Source organism: Polaromonas sp. JS666 (genome assembly GCF_000013865.1).
Classification (GTDB): domain Bacteria; phylum Pseudomonadota; class Gammaproteobacteria; order Burkholderiales; family Burkholderiaceae_C; genus Polaromonas.
In genome coordinates this window covers 2219891-2234556 of sequence record NC_007948.1, presented here as the reverse complement: position 1 = coordinate 2234556, position 14666 = coordinate 2219891, and the positions used below count along the sequence as shown (strand labels likewise).

Here is a 14666-nt window from a genome sequence, read left to right as displayed (position 1 = left end):
ATGCACAACATCGTTTCCCCACAACGCCGGTACTGGCTCCAACGCACGGCCATGGTCTCGGCGGCAATGGTTTCTCCCTGGCCAGGCCGCGCGCAGTCGACGTGGCCCAGCAAGCCCATCCGCTTCGTCGTGCCTTTCGTGCCTGGCGGCACCTCCGATATCGTGGCCCGCGCTGTGGCCAACGAGCTCACCCGGCAGCTGGGCGTTCCGGTGTTGATTGACAACAAGGCCGGCGGCGGTGGCGTGCCCGCCATGCAGGAAGTGGCCCGGGCGGCCCCGGACGGCCACACCATCATCCTCGGCCATGTGGGTTCACTGGCGGTCAACCCTTACATCTTTGCCAACACAGGCTACGACGTGAACCGGGACTTCATGCCTGTGACGCTTCTGGCCAAAATCCCCAGCCTCTTTGTCATCCACCCCGATGTGCCCGCCCGGGACTTCCGCGAGTTCGTGGCTTACGCCAGGAAGAACCCCGGCAAGCTGAATTACGCATCGGCCGGCAATGCCAGCGCTGGCCACCTGGCCATGGAGTACCTCAAGCTGGTCACCGGCACCTTCATGACACATATCCCCTACCGCGGCACCGGACCGGCGCTGACCGACCTGCTGGCAGGGCGGACGCAGGTTTTTTCAGCCGGAACACCGGCGCTTCTGCCGCATATCCGCAGTGGCCGCCTGCGCGCGATTGCCGTGGGAACGCCGGCCAGACTGCCTGCCCTGCCGGACGTCCCCACCGTGGCCGAGATGGGCTACCGCAACTTCGAGTCGGTGCAGTGGTACGGCATTCTGGCCCCGGCCGGCACACCCGTCGAGATTGTCCAGCGTCTGCAGCTGGAGTCGGCCAAGGCGCTGCATTCACCCGCAACGGCTGAGCGCTTTGCGGGCGACAACGCGACCATCGGCGGGCAGCCGCCGGCAGAATTTGCGGCCTTCATTCGCGGTGAACAGGCCATCTGGAAGGACATCGTGCGGCAGGCGCGCATCAAGCCTGATTGAACCTCCGCTAAAAATTTGACCGTGACCGATCCGATCTCAAGTCATCAAGCCATCAAGTCAAGTGCCCAATAAAAAAACCCGCCGGAGCGGGTTTTTTCATGAGGCATGCGGGCACTCAGCCCATGTGCAAACCGCCATTGAGCGAGAAGTCCGCACCGGTAGCATAACCACCTTCTTCAGACGCAATCCAGGCAATGATGGAGGCAATCTCTTCTGGCTGGCCCAGGCGCTTGGCGGGGACACCGGCCACAATTTTCTCCAGCACATCAGGGCGTATGGCCTTGACCATGTCCGTCCCGATATAGCCCGGACTGACGGTGTTCACCGTCACGCCTTTGCTCGCCACCTCTTGCGCCAGCGCCATGGTAAAGCCGTGCAGGCCGGCCTTGGCGGTGGAGTAGTTCACCTGGCCGAACTGGCCTTTCTGGCCATTGACCGATGAAATGTTGATGATGCGGCCGAAGCCCGCCTCAATCATGCCTTCGATGACCTGTTTGGTCACATTGAACATGCTGTCCAGGTTGGTCGAAATCACCGCATCCCAGTCGGCTTTGCTCATCTTGCGGAACTGGCCGTCGCGCGTGATGCCGGCATTGTTCACCAGCACACTCACCGGCCCATGCTCAGCCTTGACTTTATCGAAAGCCGCCACCGTCGAGTCCCAGTCGCCCACGTTGCCGACCGACGCATAGAAGGTGTAGCCCAACGCCTTCTGTTCGTCGAGCCATTTGGTGAAATCACGCGTGGGTCCGCATCCGGCAATCACGGTATAGCCATCCTTGGACAGCCGCTGGCAAATGGCAGTTCCAATACCGCCCATGCCGCCGGTCACATACGCTACTTTTTTGCTCATGTCGTTCTCTCCTTGATATGCAATTTTGCGAAATTGTTCTGCTTTGCTCTGAGTTGCTCTTGTTTACCCTAATCTACTTTGCTCCATTCCGATCGGCTATCTATTCAATAGCCTTCAGCGGGGTAATTGCGCCGGCATCAGACTGTTTTAGCTGGGACTCAGCGCTCCAGTGTGAGTGCCACCCCCATGCCACCGCCAATACACAGGCTGGCAATACCTTTTTTGGCATCGCGTCGCGCCATCTCGTGCAGCAGCGTCACCAGGATGCGGCAACCGGAGGCACCAATCGGGTGGCCGATGGCAATAGCACCGCCATTGACGTTGACCTTGCTGGTGTCCCAGCCCATTTCCTTGTTCACTGCGCAGGCCTGTGCGGCAAAGGCTTCATTGATCTCCAGCAAGTCCAGATCCTGCGCCTTCCAGCCGGCGCGCTTCAGCGCCTTGGTCGATGCCGGAACCGGGCCCATGCCCATGTAGGCCGGGTCCAGGCCGGTCGTGGCGTAGCTTGCAATACGCGCCAGCGGCTTCAGGCCGAGCGCGGCAGCCTTTTTGGCTGTCATGACCATCACCGCCGCCGCACCGTCGTTCAGGCCCGAGGCATTGCCTGCCGTGACGCCACCGGCCTTGTCAAAGGCGGGGCGCAGGCCGGCCAGGCCCTCTGCATTGGTTTTTCGGTTGATGAACTCGTCGGCCGCAAACACCAGCGGGTCGCCTTTTTTCTGCGGAATGGAAATCGGAATAATCTCGTCCTTGAATTTACCGGCGTCCTGAGCAGCGGCGGCCTTGGTCTGACTGGCCAGCGCCAGCGCGTCCTGCGACTCACGGTCAATGCCGTATTTCTTGGCGACATTCTCGGCGGTGATGCCCATGTGGTACTGGTTGTAGACGTCCCACAGGCCATCCACAATCATCGAATCGATCATCTTCCAGTCGCCCATGCGCTGGCCGTCCCGCGAGCCGTTCAACACGTGCGGCGCCGCACTCATGTTCTCCTGACCACCGGCAATGACGATTTCGCTGTCACCAGTCGCCACAGACTGCGCCGCCAACATGACCGCCTTGAGGCCGGAGCCGCAAACGGCATTGATCGTCAGTCCCGGAATGCCATGCGGGAAGCCCGCCTTGATCACGGCCTGGCGCGCCGGATTCTGTCCCACCCCGGCGGCCAAAACCTGGCCGAGGATGACTTCGCCCACCTGTTCGGCGCTCAGGCCGGAACGCTCGAGCACCGCCTTGATCACGGCCGCGCCAAGTTCGGTTGCAGGCATTTTCGCCAGGGAACCGCCAAATTTTCCAACGGCCGTGCGGCCTGCTGAAACGATAACAATGTCTTCCATGATGTCTATCCTTGTGGTGAAGTCTTGTTGCGAAATCTTGTTGTGACGCTCTCCCGGAGGTACCCGTCGGTTGAGCGTCTGCCATGGGCTTTTCGATACCTGAGCCCTGTAAATTATTGGATGCTTTTCACGCTTTTATGGAGGCTTGAGGTGAAGATTGAGACGCTCATCTTCAGGCCTTCACCTTGACGTACCGGCCCGGCGCGGGCTCGATCTTCTTGTGCTGGCGACCGCCGTAGCCCTTGGGCGCGGCAATTTGCTTGCCGGCATGGCCCTCGAGCCAGTCGGACCAGTCCGTCCACCAGCTGCCGGGGTGTTCTGTGGCATTTTTCTGCCACTCAGCCTGCTCCGCGGGAAACTTGCCCTGCGGCAGCTTATCGTTGGTCCAGTAGCTGCGTTTTTTCTTGGCCGGCGGATTGATCACGCCGGCAATATGGCCGGAAGCGCCCATCACAAAACGCTTTTTGCCCGGCAGCTGCTGCGTTGACGCATAGGCTCCGCCAATGGGCACGATATGGTCCTCGCGCGAGCCGTAGATATAAACGGGCATGTCGAGCTTGCCCAGATCAACCTTTTGGCCGCACACCACGGTTTTGCCAGGTTTGACCAGGTTGTTTTCAAAATAGGTGTTGCGCAGGTACCAGGCGTAAAACGGGCCCGGCAGGTTGGTGGAGTCGCTGTTCCAGTAGAGCAGGTCGAACGGCGGCGGTGTTTCGCCTTTCAGGTAATTGCCCACGACGTAATTCCAGACCAGATCGTTGGGTCGCAGAAAGCTGAAGGTAGCCGCCAGGTCCTGCCCCTTGAGCAAGCCCCCTTTCCCCATCTCCGCCTCACGGTATTTGACGGAATTCTCGTCAATGAAAATATCCAGGATGCCGGTGTCGGTGAAGTCAAGCAGTGAAGTCAGCAGCGTGAGGCTGGTCACCGGCTTCTCGCCGCGTGCAGCCAGCACGGCAAGCGCCGTTCCCAAAATAGTGCCGCCAACGCAAAAACCCAGCGCATTGATGGTTTTGGCACCGGTGATTTCCTGCACCACCTCGATGGCCTTGATGGCACCGTGCTCGATATAGTCATCCCATGTGTTGCCGGTCATGGACTCGTCAGGGTTGCGCCAGCTCACCACGAAGGTACGTTGGCCCTGGCTGACCGCGTAGCGGATCAGCGAATTGTCGGGTTGCAGATCCAGAATATAAAACTTGTTGATGCAGGGCGGAACGAGCAGGAAGGGTTTTTCATAGACCCTCGCCGTCAGCGGCTTGTATTCCAGCAGCTGGAAGAATTCGTTTTCAAAGACCACCGCGCCTTCCGTGGTGGCAACATTCTTGCCCACCTCGAACACACTTTCGTCGGTCATCGACAGATGGCCCTGTCTCATGTCGTGCAGCAGGTTCTGGATGCCACGCGCAATGCTCTCGCCCTTGCTGGCGATGGCCTTTTGCTGGGCTTCGGCATTCAGCGCCAGAAAATTGCTGGGCGCCGTTGCCGCCATCCACTGCTCAACCGCAAATCGCAGACGTGCCTTGGTTTTCGCATCGCCCTCCACCGCTTCGGCCAGCCCCATCAGGGTACGGGCATTGAGCAGGTAGGTGGAGGCCGAGAACCTGGAGACAGGATTGGCATTCCAGGCTTCGGCGGCAAAACGCCGGTCGGATGCGGTGGCTGCGTCGACACCAGCCTGAACCCCCTGGTTCCAGAGCACTGAGGCGTTTTGAATGTATTGCTGCTGCAGTTCTTGCAGCTTGACGGGATCGAAGCGGAGGGACGGCAGGGCCTGCTGGAACGTGGACAGATCGATTTGCGGCAAACCGGCCGGAGGGCTGCCTGTTCCGAATGCGCCCAGCATCTGCTGGAAGCCCGCGCCAAAGGTTTCCTGCATCTGTTGGGCCGCCTGGGACCACTGTGCGTCAGAATTCATCTTGCCTCCTTCTCGGTATGGAGTCCTGAAGACCCTTTTTTCGCCTTTTTAAACAGGCTTTCAGTATCGTAGGGTTTTCTTCTAAATTGCTGACCGAACTCAGAGTTTTATATGTATTTGATTGTCATCGCCTGGATCTACGTCGTGCTCATGATGAGTGTTGCTGAAGCCACCAACAGCAACGGAACGGTGCTGGGGGCGCTTATTACCTTTGTACTCTATGGAATGGGGCCTGCGGCATTGGTGGTTTACCTAATGGGTGCGCCGGCACGCAGCAGGGCGATCAAAAAACGCGATGCCGAAGAGTTCGCGCAGCGAACGCGCACCGATGCAGGTGATGATGTTGCCGCCACTGGTGCGATCGCGGACCCGGCTGCCCCATCACTCCATCCAGATGCAGGCGGCCATGCGGCCCGTGGTACCGAAGCCGTTGCCGCCGACGCCCGCATCGCGCCGATGAGAAAAGAACCTTGAAGGGTTGCTCACCGTGCACCAGGGAAGGCTGCCGTCGTTGCCATAAATTTGCGTGACGCCCAGCGCCTGCAGCCGAAGGCGGGCCAGTGCAGGCAGATTGGCCAGGTACTTGCCCGCCCCGCACGGCACAAAGAAGCGGTCCGCACCGGGCTGTCCCGCTTCAAATGCCGCTTTCACCTCGGGGCCAACTTCAAAGGCGGAGGGCCCTATGCAGGGGCCCAGCCACGCTACCATTTTAGTAGCGTCATCTTCTGTATTTTCGGGAGTTATAGCCTTGACATGCTGATAAACCGACTCCAGCACCCCCTGCCCGCCCGGCCCGTCGATCCCCGCCAGCCCCCGCCAGCCGGCATGCGCCGCGGCCACCACGGCCCCGTCTTCCGTGGCCAGCAGCACAGGCAGGCAATCAGCGACCATGATGGTACAGGCCAGCCCGGACTGCACCGTGACGCAGGCATCGGCCAGCTGGCCATCGGCGGTGTCCGGGCCAAGCTCCAGCACCTCGCTGCCATGAACCTGCTTGAGGAATATGGAGCGGGCGCCGGTGGCACGCTGCAAAAGCGAGCGGTTGGCGGCCACGCGCTCAGGCAGGTCGCCCACATGGTCGCCCAGGTTCATGCTGTCATAAGGCACGTCTGACACCCCGCCCTGCCGGGTGGTGAAGACCGCCCGCACGCCCGGTGGCGCGGGCCAGTCAGGAATCAGCCAGCGTGCATCCATAGCGACCTGGTCTGCAGAGCAATTTTCCGACGGGCCGCCCCTAGGAAAATTAGCCCCCTCGGGGGGCAGCGAACCACACGGAGTGGGGAGCGTGGGGGCCACATTTTCAGGCTTCGTTATCGGGGCAGGCCGAAGGCTGGGCCTTTTGGAACGCCGGCAGCGCCATGCAGGCGTCATACGCCGCCATCGTACGGGGCAAGCCGTCGAAGTTCACATTGAAGCGTTTGGCGTTGAAGATTTGCGGCACCAGGCAGCAGTCTGCCAGGGTGGGGGTATTGCCATAGCAATAGGTGGAGGCCGGCAACTGGGCCAGCTGCCGCTCGAAGGCCTCCAGCCCTTCGCGGCACCAGTGGCGGTACCAGGTGTTTTTGGCCTCTTCTTCCACCTTGAGTTCCCGCACGAGGTACTTGAGTACGCGCAGGTTGTTGAGCGGGTGAATCTCGCAGGCAATCGACTGGGCCAGCGCACGCACCTTGGCGCGGCCTGCCGCATCGGCGGGCAGGAGCGGCGGCGACGGATGCTTTTCGTCCAGGTATTCGATGATGGCCATCGACTGCGACAGCTTTTCACCGTCCACTTCCAGCAGCGGCACCAAAGTGTCGGCAGAAAGGGCTGCATAAGGCTCTTTTTTATGGTCACCCCGGGCAATGTGCACCGCAATGTACTCATAGTCCAGGGCCTTGAGTTCAAGCGCAATCCGGACGCGGAAGGAGGCGGAAGAACGGAAATAGTTGTGAAGCTTCATGACCGAAAGCATAAACTGAAACGCCGTGCGCCGGCCATCCGCACAGGCTGCAAAAGTGTTGCCGACCTGTTCCGCCGAATCGCCTGCGCGACTCTCCGCCCGGCCCGGCGCGGCTACCATGCCCAGCTGCCGCAAAAAGCGGTCACCTGCAACCTGCCTTCCATGGAGACACCTCATGAGCGCCATCACCGAATTAGTCAATCACCAGGTCCGCCTGGCCAGCCGCCCGGCGGGCCTACCCACCCGCGCCAACTGGAACTTCACCACCGAGCCGGTGGCTGAACCCGGCCCCGGCGGCGTGCTGGTCAAAACCCTTTACCTCTCGCTGGACCCAGCCATGCGTGGCTGGATGAACGACGCCAAAAGCTATATCCCGCCGGTCGAGCTGGGCGCGGTCATGCGCGCCGGCGGCGTGGGCAAGGTCATCGCCTCCCAAAACCCGGCGTTTGCCGTGGGCGACTATGTCAATGCCGGGCTGGATGTGCAGGAGTACTGCCTGATTCCGGCGGACCAGATCAAGCGCAGCGGCATGTTCAAGATCGATCCGCGCCTGGGGCTCACCTCATGGCTCAATGTGCTGGGCCTGCCGGGCATGACCGGTTACTTCGGCCTGCTCGAAGTCGGCCTGCCCAAGGCGGGCGAAACCGTGGTGGTGTCCGGCGCAGCCGGCGCCGTGGGCCAGACCGTGGGCCAGATCGCCAGGCTCAAGGGCTGCCGCGTGGTCGGCATTGCCGGCGGCAAGGCCAAGTGCGACTGGGTGGTCAACGAACTGGGCTTCGACGCCTGCATCGACTACAAAAACAGCGACGTGCGGGCCGGCCTCAAAGAACATTGCCCCAAAGGCGTCGATATTTATTTTGACAACGTGGGCGGCGAAATTCTCGACCTGGTGCTGGCCAAACTCGCACGCGGCGCACGCATCATCATCTGCGGCGCGATCAGCCAGTACAACAACACCACGCCCGTCAAGGGTCCCGCCAACTACCTGTCGCTGCTGGTGAACCGTGCGCGCATGGAAGGTATTGTCGTGTTTGACTACGCCGACCGCTACCACCTGGCCGTGGCTGAACTGGCGGGTTACCTGAAAGCCGGCACCATGAAAAGCAAGGAAGACGTGGTGGTCGGCCTGGACACCTTTCCCGAGACGCTGCTCAAGCTTTTCAATGGGGAAAATTTTGGCAAGCTGGTGCTGCAGGTCGCCAAAGAGTAAGCAGGTAAACGCGCTGCGCGTCCTGCCTGCCGGCTACTTGCCTGCGCGGACCAGGCGCACCGCCTTGGGAGCAGCCTCTGACCTAGCTTACCGCCCCACCACCAGACGCAGGCCCGGCATCAGGTGTTCGGTTTCGGCCCGCCGCTCCAGCGCCATGCGCATGTTCATCTGGGCCACTTCCGTATGCTCCACGGCCAGGGCCTGGGCACGCGCGCCTTCGCCGGCCTTGAGGGCGGCAAACAGCATATGGTGCTGGCGGTGCGCGTAATGCATCCAGTCGCGGTCCTGCTCCAATGTGGATTGCATCGGCAGCATGGCCGACGCTGAAGCAAAAGGCAGCTTGTCATTGAGTTCGATGGCACGCTGCAGGGCGCGGTTGCCGCTGGCCTCCAGGATCAGCGCATGGAAGCGGTCGTTCATGACGGCATAGGCCGCGTAGTTTTCATAAGCCAGCGGATTGGGCGCCAGCGCGCGGTCGCCTTCGTCGAGGCAGGACTGCAGGTCGAGCTGCAGCTGGCGAGAAACCCCATGCTCAGCCACCAGGCGCGCGGCCATGCCTTCAAGATGGCCGCGCACGGCAATCGCATCGGCCACTTCGCGCGGTGTGAACTGGCGCACCAGGTATTTGCCCGTGTCGTTGGCCTCCACCAGCCCTTCCTGCTCCAGCGTGACCAGCGCGGCCCGCACCGGCGTGCGTGAGGCACCCAGGCGCTCAGCCAGTTGCTGCTCGGCCAGACGCTGGCCGGGCGCGAATTCCCCGCGCAGGATCAGGTCCCGTAACTGCATCAAAACCGTTTCTTGCAAGCTCATGATGATGACTGTACACTGAATTCAAATTTCGGTATACCGTTTTCACACCCCCCACCTGATCACCCCCATCCCGCAGGACATCCATGAATGCAGAACAAAACGAACTGATCACCCGGATCGGCCCGGGCACTCCCTGCGGGCAGCTGATGCGCCAGTATTGGCAACCGGTGGCGCTGGTCGACGAATTCAACCCCAGCCAGGACCCGCGCATGGACAAGCGCCCGGTCAAGGCGGTGCGCGTGCTGGGCCAGGACCTGGTGCTGTTCAGTGACGCCAGCAACACCTGGGGCCTGCTGGACCGCGACTGTCCGCACCGCGGGGCCGACCTGTCATTTGGCCGGCGCGAGAGCCTTGAACAGGGTGGTGGCCTGCGCTGCCCGTTTCACGGCTGGAAGTTTGCAGCTGATGGCCGCTGCCTGGAGACGCCGGCCGAGCCCACGGGCAGCAAGCTGTGCGAACGCATCAGACAGCGCAGCTACCCGGTGATCGAAAAAAGCGGCGTGCTGTTTGCCTGGCTGGGTGACGAGGGCAGCACACCCCCGCCCTTCCCGGCGTTTGACTGCTTTGCCGCACCGGCCACCCACAGCTTTGCCTTCAAGGGCCTGTGGAACGCCAACTGGCTGCAGGCCTTTGAAGTAGGCATTGACCCGGCGCATCCCTCCTTCCTGCACCGTTTTCTGCAGGACGAGCCGCTGGACGAGATCGGCCAGAACGCAGCGGGCAAACAGTTCCGCAGTGCGAGCGCCGGCGCCATGGATGGCGAGCAATGGCCGATGACGCGCATCATGCGCGAATTTGCGCAGCCCGACATCAGCTTTGAAACCAGACCGTGGGGCATGCAGCTCACCGCGTTGCGGCCCATGACCGACAAGCTGACCCATGTGCGCGTGACCCAGGCCATCTTCCCGGCCACCTTTGTGATTCCGCTGTCGGAAACCATGACGATCACGCAGATGCACCTGCCCGTGGACGACACGCATACCTACTGGTATTCCTTCTTCACCAGCTTTGCCGGGCCGCTGGACAAGGAGAGCATGCGCGCGCAGCGCCAGCAGTTCATCTCGCTACCCGACTACATCCCCAAGGCCGGCAGCCATAACCGGTGGGGCTTTGATGCCGAGGAACAGTTGAGCCAGACCTATCTGGGCATGGGCGAGGACGATATCAACGTGCATGACCAGTGGGCCGTGGAAAGCATGGGCCCGATTGCCGACCGCACGCGCGAGCACCTGGGCACCACCGACAAGGTCATCATGGTCAACCGGCGGGTGCTGATCAAGGCCATCGCCACGGTGCAGGCCGGCGGTGTTGCGCCGGGTATCGCCGACGCAGCACAGGCCGCAGCCATGACCGGGCCGGACACGGTGGACGGCATTGCACCAGCCGGTGCGTGGCCCGACTGGTGGCGCGAGCAGGTGCGGACCAAGCGTGACGGTGCGCCTTGGACGGGCAGCCCTCACCCCAACCCTCTCCCAGAGGGAGAGGGAGCCAAGATTCCTGCTTTCATTCCCTCTCCCTCTGGGAGCAGGCTGGGGTGAGGGCCGTGCCCACCTTCGCGCAGCTCTGCGGAATCCGCGATGCCGCACGCCAGCAAGCGCTGGAACACACCTCCGGGCTGATCACTGCCAGCGACCTGGAGCTGGTGCGTTTTGCGTGGTGCGACCTGCACGGTGTCACACGCGGTAAAACCCTGGTGGCCGGCGCCGCCGCAAAGGCCATGCAGGAAGGCGTGGGCCTGGTCAGCACCCTGGTCCTCAAGGACACCTCGGACCGCAGCACGGCATTCAAAGTATTCGAGCGTGGCGGCCCCGCCGGGTTGCCGGGCTTCGAGTTCGCCAGCAACCTGCTGCTGCTGGCCGACCCGTCAAGCTTTCGGCAACTGCCCTGGACGCCCGCCACCGGCTGGGTTCAGGGCCAGCTCTGGTTTCAAAACGGCCAGCCGGTGGAGCTGGACACGCGCCGCGTGCTGCAGCAGGCGCTCGCCGGCCTGGCGCGGGCCGGCTACGGCATGAAGTGCGGGCTCGAAGTCGAATTCCACATTTACAAGATCACCGAGGAAGGCACCCGGGACCAGCTGGACCCCAACCAGGCCGGCTGGCCCGGTTTGCCGCCGCAGGTCAGCCTGGTTCACCCGGGCTACAACATGCTGACCGAGGGCTGGTACGACCTGGCCGAAGAGCCCTTGCGCATCGTGCAGCACACGGCGCAGGCGCTGGGCCTGCCCTTGCTGTCGCTCGAGATCGAGTTGGGCCCCAGCCAGGTGGAAGCAGTGTTCGAAGCCACCGACGCGCTGACAGCTGCCGACAACATGGTGCTGTTTCGCAATGCGGTCAAGCAGGCGCTGCGCCGGGCGGGCTACCACGCCAGCTTCATGTGCCGCCCGCCGTTTGCCAACATCATGTCCAGCGGCTGGCACCTGCACCAGTCGCTGGTCGACAGTGAAACCGGCCGCAATGTGTTTCAGCGCGAAGCGCCGGCCCCGGGCAGCACGGCAGCCGATGCCCGGCACACGCTGTCGGAGACGGGCGAGCACTACCTGGCCGGCCTGCTGGCGCATGCGCGTGGCATGGCCGTGTTCTGCACGCCCACCATCAACGGCTTTGGCCGCTACCGCCCGAATGCGCTGGCGCCGCAGGCTGTGCTCTGGGGCCGCGACAACCGCGGCGCCATGCTGCGTGTGGTGGGCCAGTGCGGTGACGGCGCCACGCGCATTGAAAACCGCATCGGCGAGCCCGCCGCCAACCCCTACCTGTACCTGGCCTCGCAGATTCATGCCGGGCTCGACGGCATCACGCGCCGGCTGAAGGCGCCGCCCGCCACCGATGCACCCTATGGGGCTAGCGGCACCCTGCTGCCCACCAGCCTGGGCGAAGCGCTGGAGGCCCTGCAAACGGACCCGATTCTGGTCAAGGCCTTTGGCAGCGCCTTTGTCGACTACCTCGTGCGCGTCAAGCGGTCCGAGCTGGACCGCTATGCGCAAGCTGAAGACAAGGACGACTGGCAGCGCCGTGAATATTTCAGCCGGATTTGAACGCCTTCTTCAACACTTCATGATTACCATTAACTTCATAGCTTCCGACGGACAACTGACAGGGGCTACAGCCCAAACGGGCAAGAGCCTGATGCAGGCCGCCCTGGCCGCGGGTATCGAGGGAATTGCCGCCGACTGTGGCGGGCTGATGACCTGCGCTACCTGCCATGTCCACGTGCACGAGCCCTTTGCCACCCGGTTGCCACCACCCGATGACGAAGAACTGGCCATGCTGGCTTTTACCGCCACACCCAGCCGGCCCAACAGCCGCCTGAGCTGCCAGATCAAACTCACCGACGCGCTCAACGGTTTGACGGTAGAGTTACCGATCACCCAGTATTAATTCAAGTGCCACAAAAACAGGACTTTTCATGATTCTCGAACTCGCCGACATCCGTATCCATCCCGGCCAGCAAGCCGCTTTTGACGAAGCCATCCAGCGCGGCCTGACCACCGTCATCCAGAACGCCAAAGGTTTTCAGGGTTTCAAAGTCAACAAAGGCATTGAGAGCCCAGAGCGCTACATCCTCCAAATCTTCTGGGAGACGCTGGAAAATCACACCGTCGACTTCCGCCAGTCCCCGGCCTTTGCCGACTGGCGTGCCATTGTCGGGCCGTTTTTTGCCGGCCCGCCCACCGTGGAGCATTTCGACCTGCTGGCCAAATCGGCCTGAGCCAACCGTTCGACCAAAAAAAGCGGGGTTGTTCTGCCCCGCTTTTCTTTGTCTTTCTTATTTACTGCCTTCAGAATGCCATCATTGAGATGCCATCATTGCCTGGCAGCTTTTTCGTGCCCGGCGATCATCTTGCCGAGCAGCGCGCCCAGTTGTGCCCGCTCGTCAGGATCCAGTGGGCCCACAATGCGCTGCTGGGCCCGGTTCACCGCGCGTTTCATCTGCAGCGCAACCTTCTCCCCTTCGGGCGTGATCCACAGCAGTTTGCGGCGCCTGTCGCCCGGATCCGCCTCGCGCTTGACCCAGCCTTTGGCTTCAAGCCGCCCGATCACCGAGCCAAAAGTGGCCGGGTCGAACGCCACCCGCCCTGACAGCGTGATCTGATCTTCGCCAGGGTCATCCATCAGCGCGTTCAGGATGGCAAACTGCACCGGCGTCGCGTCAAAACCCGCCGTCTCCTCCATGAAGATCGCCACTGCAAGTTGTTGTGCCCGGCGAATGAGGTGCCCCGGGGCGTCGCTGAAATCAAAGCTTTTTGCCATGTGCGGAGTTTAAACGTTCAGGGTAAATACCAAGTCGATAAATGATATGTATACTTATCATTTAGGGGCGCCCTGGTATTTCCCGGGCTATTCCCGAACCTCTCCCGAACCCTTCCCGATTTTCATCCTGTAAAAATCATGGCACAAACATCTCCCCTCATCATCTCGGGCGGCGGCATCGGCGGCCTGGCGGCGGCGCTGGTGCTGGCGCAGGATGGCCACCCCGTCACCGTGCTGGAGCAAGCCGCCGCGTTCGGCGAAATCGGTGCCGGCATCCAGCTCGGTCCCAACATCTTCCGGATGTTTGACTACCTGGGTTTGACCGAAGTCGTCAACCGCGTGGCATTTTTCCCGGCGGGCCTGGGCATGAACGATGTGCGCACCGGCGAGAAGGTCATTCGCGTGGCGCTGGGCGACATGGCCCGGGCCGCCTATGGCTTTCCGTATGGCGTGATTTACCGCGCTGACCTGCACCAGGTGTTTCTGGATGCCTGCCGGGCGCAGCCCCATGTGACCCTGCGCACCCATGCCAAGGTCGAGTCCTTCGACCAGTCCGAAGGGGGTGTCAGCGTGCGCCTGGCCGATGGCGAAACCGTGCACGGCAGCGCATTGATTGGCGCCGACGGCCTCTGGAGCAGGATACGGGAAGTCGTTGTGGGTGACGGCAAGCCGCGCGTGTCGGGCCACATCGCCTACCGCGCGGTGCTCAAGCGCGAAGACGTGCCTGCCCATTTGTGGAGTGACGACGTGCTGCTGTGGGGCGGCGAAAAAACCCACCTGGTGCATTACCCGCTTCGCCGGGGCGAGCTGTTCAACCTGGTGGCGGTGTTCCACAGCAACAAGTACGACGAAGGCTGGAACACCTTTGGCGACACGGCCGAGCTGAACGAGCGTTTTGCCGAGGCCTGCCCGCAGGTCAGGGAACTGCTGGGCAAGATCGAAACCTGGAAGATGTGGGTGTTGTGCGACCGTGAACCCGTGAAGAACTGGACCGACCGGCGCGTGACGCTGCTCGGCGATGCGGCCCACCCCATGCTGCAATACCTGGCCCAGGGCGCCGGCCAGGCGATCGAAGATGCCGTGGTGCTGCGCGAAGCATTGCGCTTTACCCGCGGCGACATCCAGAAGGCCTTTTTGAAGTACCAGCAGGCCCGCTACCTGCGCACCGGCCGGGTGCAGCTCACAGCCCGCTTTTATGGTGACATTTACCATGCGGCGGGGGTACAGCGCGAGCTGCGCAACCAGTTGTTCCAGAGCGGAACGGAGAGCGCCGGTTTTGCCGGGTTGAAGTGGATGTACGACGGAATCGAGCCGTCAAAACTGTTCCAATGAAAGTTTTACAGCTTCCGGAGAATC

The 14666-nt window shown here is 62.1% G+C and carries 15 protein-coding genes; 8 read left to right on the top strand and 7 right to left on the bottom strand.

Going from position 1 to position 14666, the window contains the following annotated elements; all coding sequences use genetic code 11:
* Positions 1–999 (top strand): Bug family tripartite tricarboxylate transporter substrate binding protein, encoded by a 999-nt coding sequence (locus BPRO_RS10660; RefSeq protein WP_011483067.1) that lies wholly within the window; start codon positions 1–3, stop codon positions 997–999.
* 115 nt (positions 1000–1114) lie between these two features.
* Here BPRO_RS10660 and phbB read toward each other — a convergent pair whose 3' ends face one another.
* The 3 genes from phbB to BPRO_RS10645 all read right to left on the bottom strand — a co-directional run bounded on the left by phbB (position 1115) and on the right by BPRO_RS10645 (position 5104).
* Positions 1115–1852 (bottom strand): acetoacetyl-CoA reductase, encoded by a 738-nt coding sequence (phbB, locus tag BPRO_RS10655; RefSeq protein WP_011483066.1) that lies wholly within the window; start codon positions 1850–1852, stop codon positions 1115–1117.
* Between the two features lie 158 nt (positions 1853–2010).
* Positions 2011–3189 carry an acetyl-CoA C-acetyltransferase gene (locus tag BPRO_RS10650; protein ID WP_011483065.1) on the bottom strand — a complete coding sequence of 393 codons (1179 nt, stop codon included), beginning with the start codon at positions 3187–3189 and terminating at the stop codon, positions 2011–2013.
* 172 nt (positions 3190–3361) lie between these two features.
* Positions 3362–5104, bottom strand: a complete 1743-nt coding sequence (locus tag BPRO_RS10645; RefSeq protein WP_011483064.1) for a PHA/PHB synthase family protein — start codon at positions 5102–5104, stop codon at positions 3362–3364.
* A 111-nt stretch (positions 5105–5215) separates the two neighbouring features.
* Between BPRO_RS10645 and BPRO_RS28545 the strand changes: the two genes are divergently transcribed.
* Positions 5216–5578, top strand: a complete 363-nt coding sequence (locus BPRO_RS28545; protein WP_011483063.1) for a hypothetical protein — start codon at positions 5216–5218, stop codon at positions 5576–5578.
* Here the strand turns inward: BPRO_RS28545 and pgeF are convergent.
* Both pgeF and maiA read right to left on the bottom strand, forming a co-directional pair.
* The gene (pgeF, locus tag BPRO_RS10640) at positions 5486–6298 is read right to left on the bottom strand and encodes a peptidoglycan editing factor PgeF (protein WP_011483062.1); all 813 of its coding nucleotides are present in this window, start codon (positions 6296–6298) and stop codon (positions 5486–5488) included. The two genes, BPRO_RS28545 and pgeF, sit on opposite strands and share 93 nt — an antisense overlap.
* Before the next feature lie 106 nt (positions 6299–6404).
* A complete protein-coding gene (maiA, locus tag BPRO_RS10635) occupies positions 6405–7043 on the bottom strand; it encodes a maleylacetoacetate isomerase (RefSeq protein WP_011483061.1) in 639 nt (212 codons plus the stop codon).
* Positions 7044–7218: 175 nt separating this feature from the next.
* Between maiA and BPRO_RS10630 the strand changes: the two genes are divergently transcribed.
* Complete coding sequence (locus BPRO_RS10630) at positions 7219–8253, top strand: NADP-dependent oxidoreductase (RefSeq protein WP_011483060.1); 1035 nt, start codon at positions 7219–7221, stop codon at positions 8251–8253.
* Positions 8254–8340: 87 nt separating this feature from the next.
* On the opposite strand, the gene BPRO_RS10625 is transcribed toward BPRO_RS10630, so the two are convergent.
* Complete coding sequence (locus BPRO_RS10625; RefSeq protein WP_011483059.1) at positions 8341–9063, bottom strand: GntR family transcriptional regulator; 723 nt, start codon at positions 9061–9063, stop codon at positions 8341–8343.
* A gap of 83 nt (positions 9064–9146) precedes the next feature.
* Here BPRO_RS10625 and BPRO_RS10620 point away from each other — a divergent pair, with 83 nt between their 5' ends.
* The 4 genes from BPRO_RS10620 to BPRO_RS10605 are packed head-to-tail and all read left to right on the top strand — an operon-like array spanning position 9147 to position 12768.
* Positions 9147–10601 (top strand): Rieske 2Fe-2S domain-containing protein, encoded by a 1455-nt coding sequence (locus tag BPRO_RS10620; protein ID WP_011483058.1) that lies wholly within the window; start codon positions 9147–9149, stop codon positions 10599–10601.
* A gap of 5 nt (positions 10602–10606) precedes the next feature.
* Complete coding sequence (locus BPRO_RS10615) at positions 10607–12094, top strand: glutamine synthetase family protein (protein ID WP_157045777.1); 1488 nt, start codon at positions 10607–10609, stop codon at positions 12092–12094.
* Between the two features lie 19 nt (positions 12095–12113).
* Positions 12114–12437, top strand: coding sequence for a 2Fe-2S iron-sulfur cluster-binding protein (locus BPRO_RS10610; RefSeq protein WP_011483056.1), 324 nt, complete (start codon positions 12114–12116; stop codon positions 12435–12437).
* 28 nt (positions 12438–12465) lie between these two features.
* Positions 12466–12768, top strand: a complete 303-nt coding sequence (locus BPRO_RS10605) for an antibiotic biosynthesis monooxygenase family protein (RefSeq protein ID WP_011483055.1) — start codon at positions 12466–12468, stop codon at positions 12766–12768.
* A gap of 95 nt (positions 12769–12863) precedes the next feature.
* Here BPRO_RS10605 and BPRO_RS10600 read toward each other — a convergent pair whose 3' ends face one another.
* Positions 12864–13310, bottom strand: a complete 447-nt coding sequence (locus BPRO_RS10600) for a MarR family winged helix-turn-helix transcriptional regulator (protein ID WP_011483054.1) — start codon at positions 13308–13310, stop codon at positions 12864–12866.
* A gap of 138 nt (positions 13311–13448) precedes the next feature.
* Between BPRO_RS10600 and BPRO_RS10595 the strand changes: the two genes are divergently transcribed.
* Entirely contained in the window at positions 13449–14642 is a 1194-nt protein-coding gene (locus BPRO_RS10595; RefSeq protein WP_011483053.1) for a 3-hydroxybenzoate 6-monooxygenase, read from the top strand.
* Positions 14643–14666: the final 24 nt, after the last annotated feature.

Excerpts from the sequence above, each read along its gene's own strand:
- BPRO_RS10620 (WP_011483058.1), top strand. The coding sequence starts at position 9,147 with ATGAATGCAGAACAAAACGAACTGATCACCCGGATCGGCCCGGGCACT.
- maiA (WP_011483061.1), bottom strand. The coding sequence starts at position 7,043 with ATGAAGCTTCACAACTATTTCCGTTCTTCCGCCTCCTTCCGCGTCCGG.
- BPRO_RS10625 (WP_011483059.1), bottom strand. The coding sequence starts at position 9,063 with ATGAGCTTGCAAGAAACGGTTTTGATGCAGTTACGGGACCTGATCCTG.
- BPRO_RS10645 (WP_011483064.1), bottom strand. The coding sequence starts at position 5,104 with ATGAATTCTGACGCACAGTGGTCCCAGGCGGCCCAACAGATGCAGGAA.
- BPRO_RS28545 (WP_011483063.1), top strand. The coding sequence starts at position 5,216 with ATGTATTTGATTGTCATCGCCTGGATCTACGTCGTGCTCATGATGAGT.
- BPRO_RS10605 (WP_011483055.1), top strand. The coding sequence starts at position 12,466 with ATGATTCTCGAACTCGCCGACATCCGTATCCATCCCGGCCAGCAAGCC.
- phbB (WP_011483066.1), bottom strand. The coding sequence starts at position 1,852 with ATGAGCAAAAAAGTAGCGTATGTGACCGGCGGCATGGGCGGTATTGGA.
- BPRO_RS10660 (WP_011483067.1), top strand. The coding sequence starts at position 1 with ATGCACAACATCGTTTCCCCACAACGCCGGTACTGGCTCCAACGCACG.
- BPRO_RS10630 (WP_011483060.1), top strand. The coding sequence starts at position 7,219 with ATGAGCGCCATCACCGAATTAGTCAATCACCAGGTCCGCCTGGCCAGC.
- BPRO_RS10650 (WP_011483065.1), bottom strand. The coding sequence starts at position 3,189 with ATGGAAGACATTGTTATCGTTTCAGCAGGCCGCACGGCCGTTGGAAAA.
- BPRO_RS10600 (WP_011483054.1), bottom strand. The coding sequence starts at position 13,310 with ATGGCAAAAAGCTTTGATTTCAGCGACGCCCCGGGGCACCTCATTCGC.
- pgeF (WP_011483062.1), bottom strand. The coding sequence starts at position 6,298 with ATGGATGCACGCTGGCTGATTCCTGACTGGCCCGCGCCACCGGGCGTG.
- BPRO_RS10595 (WP_011483053.1), top strand. The coding sequence starts at position 13,449 with ATGGCACAAACATCTCCCCTCATCATCTCGGGCGGCGGCATCGGCGGC.
- BPRO_RS10610 (WP_011483056.1), top strand. The coding sequence starts at position 12,114 with ATGATTACCATTAACTTCATAGCTTCCGACGGACAACTGACAGGGGCT.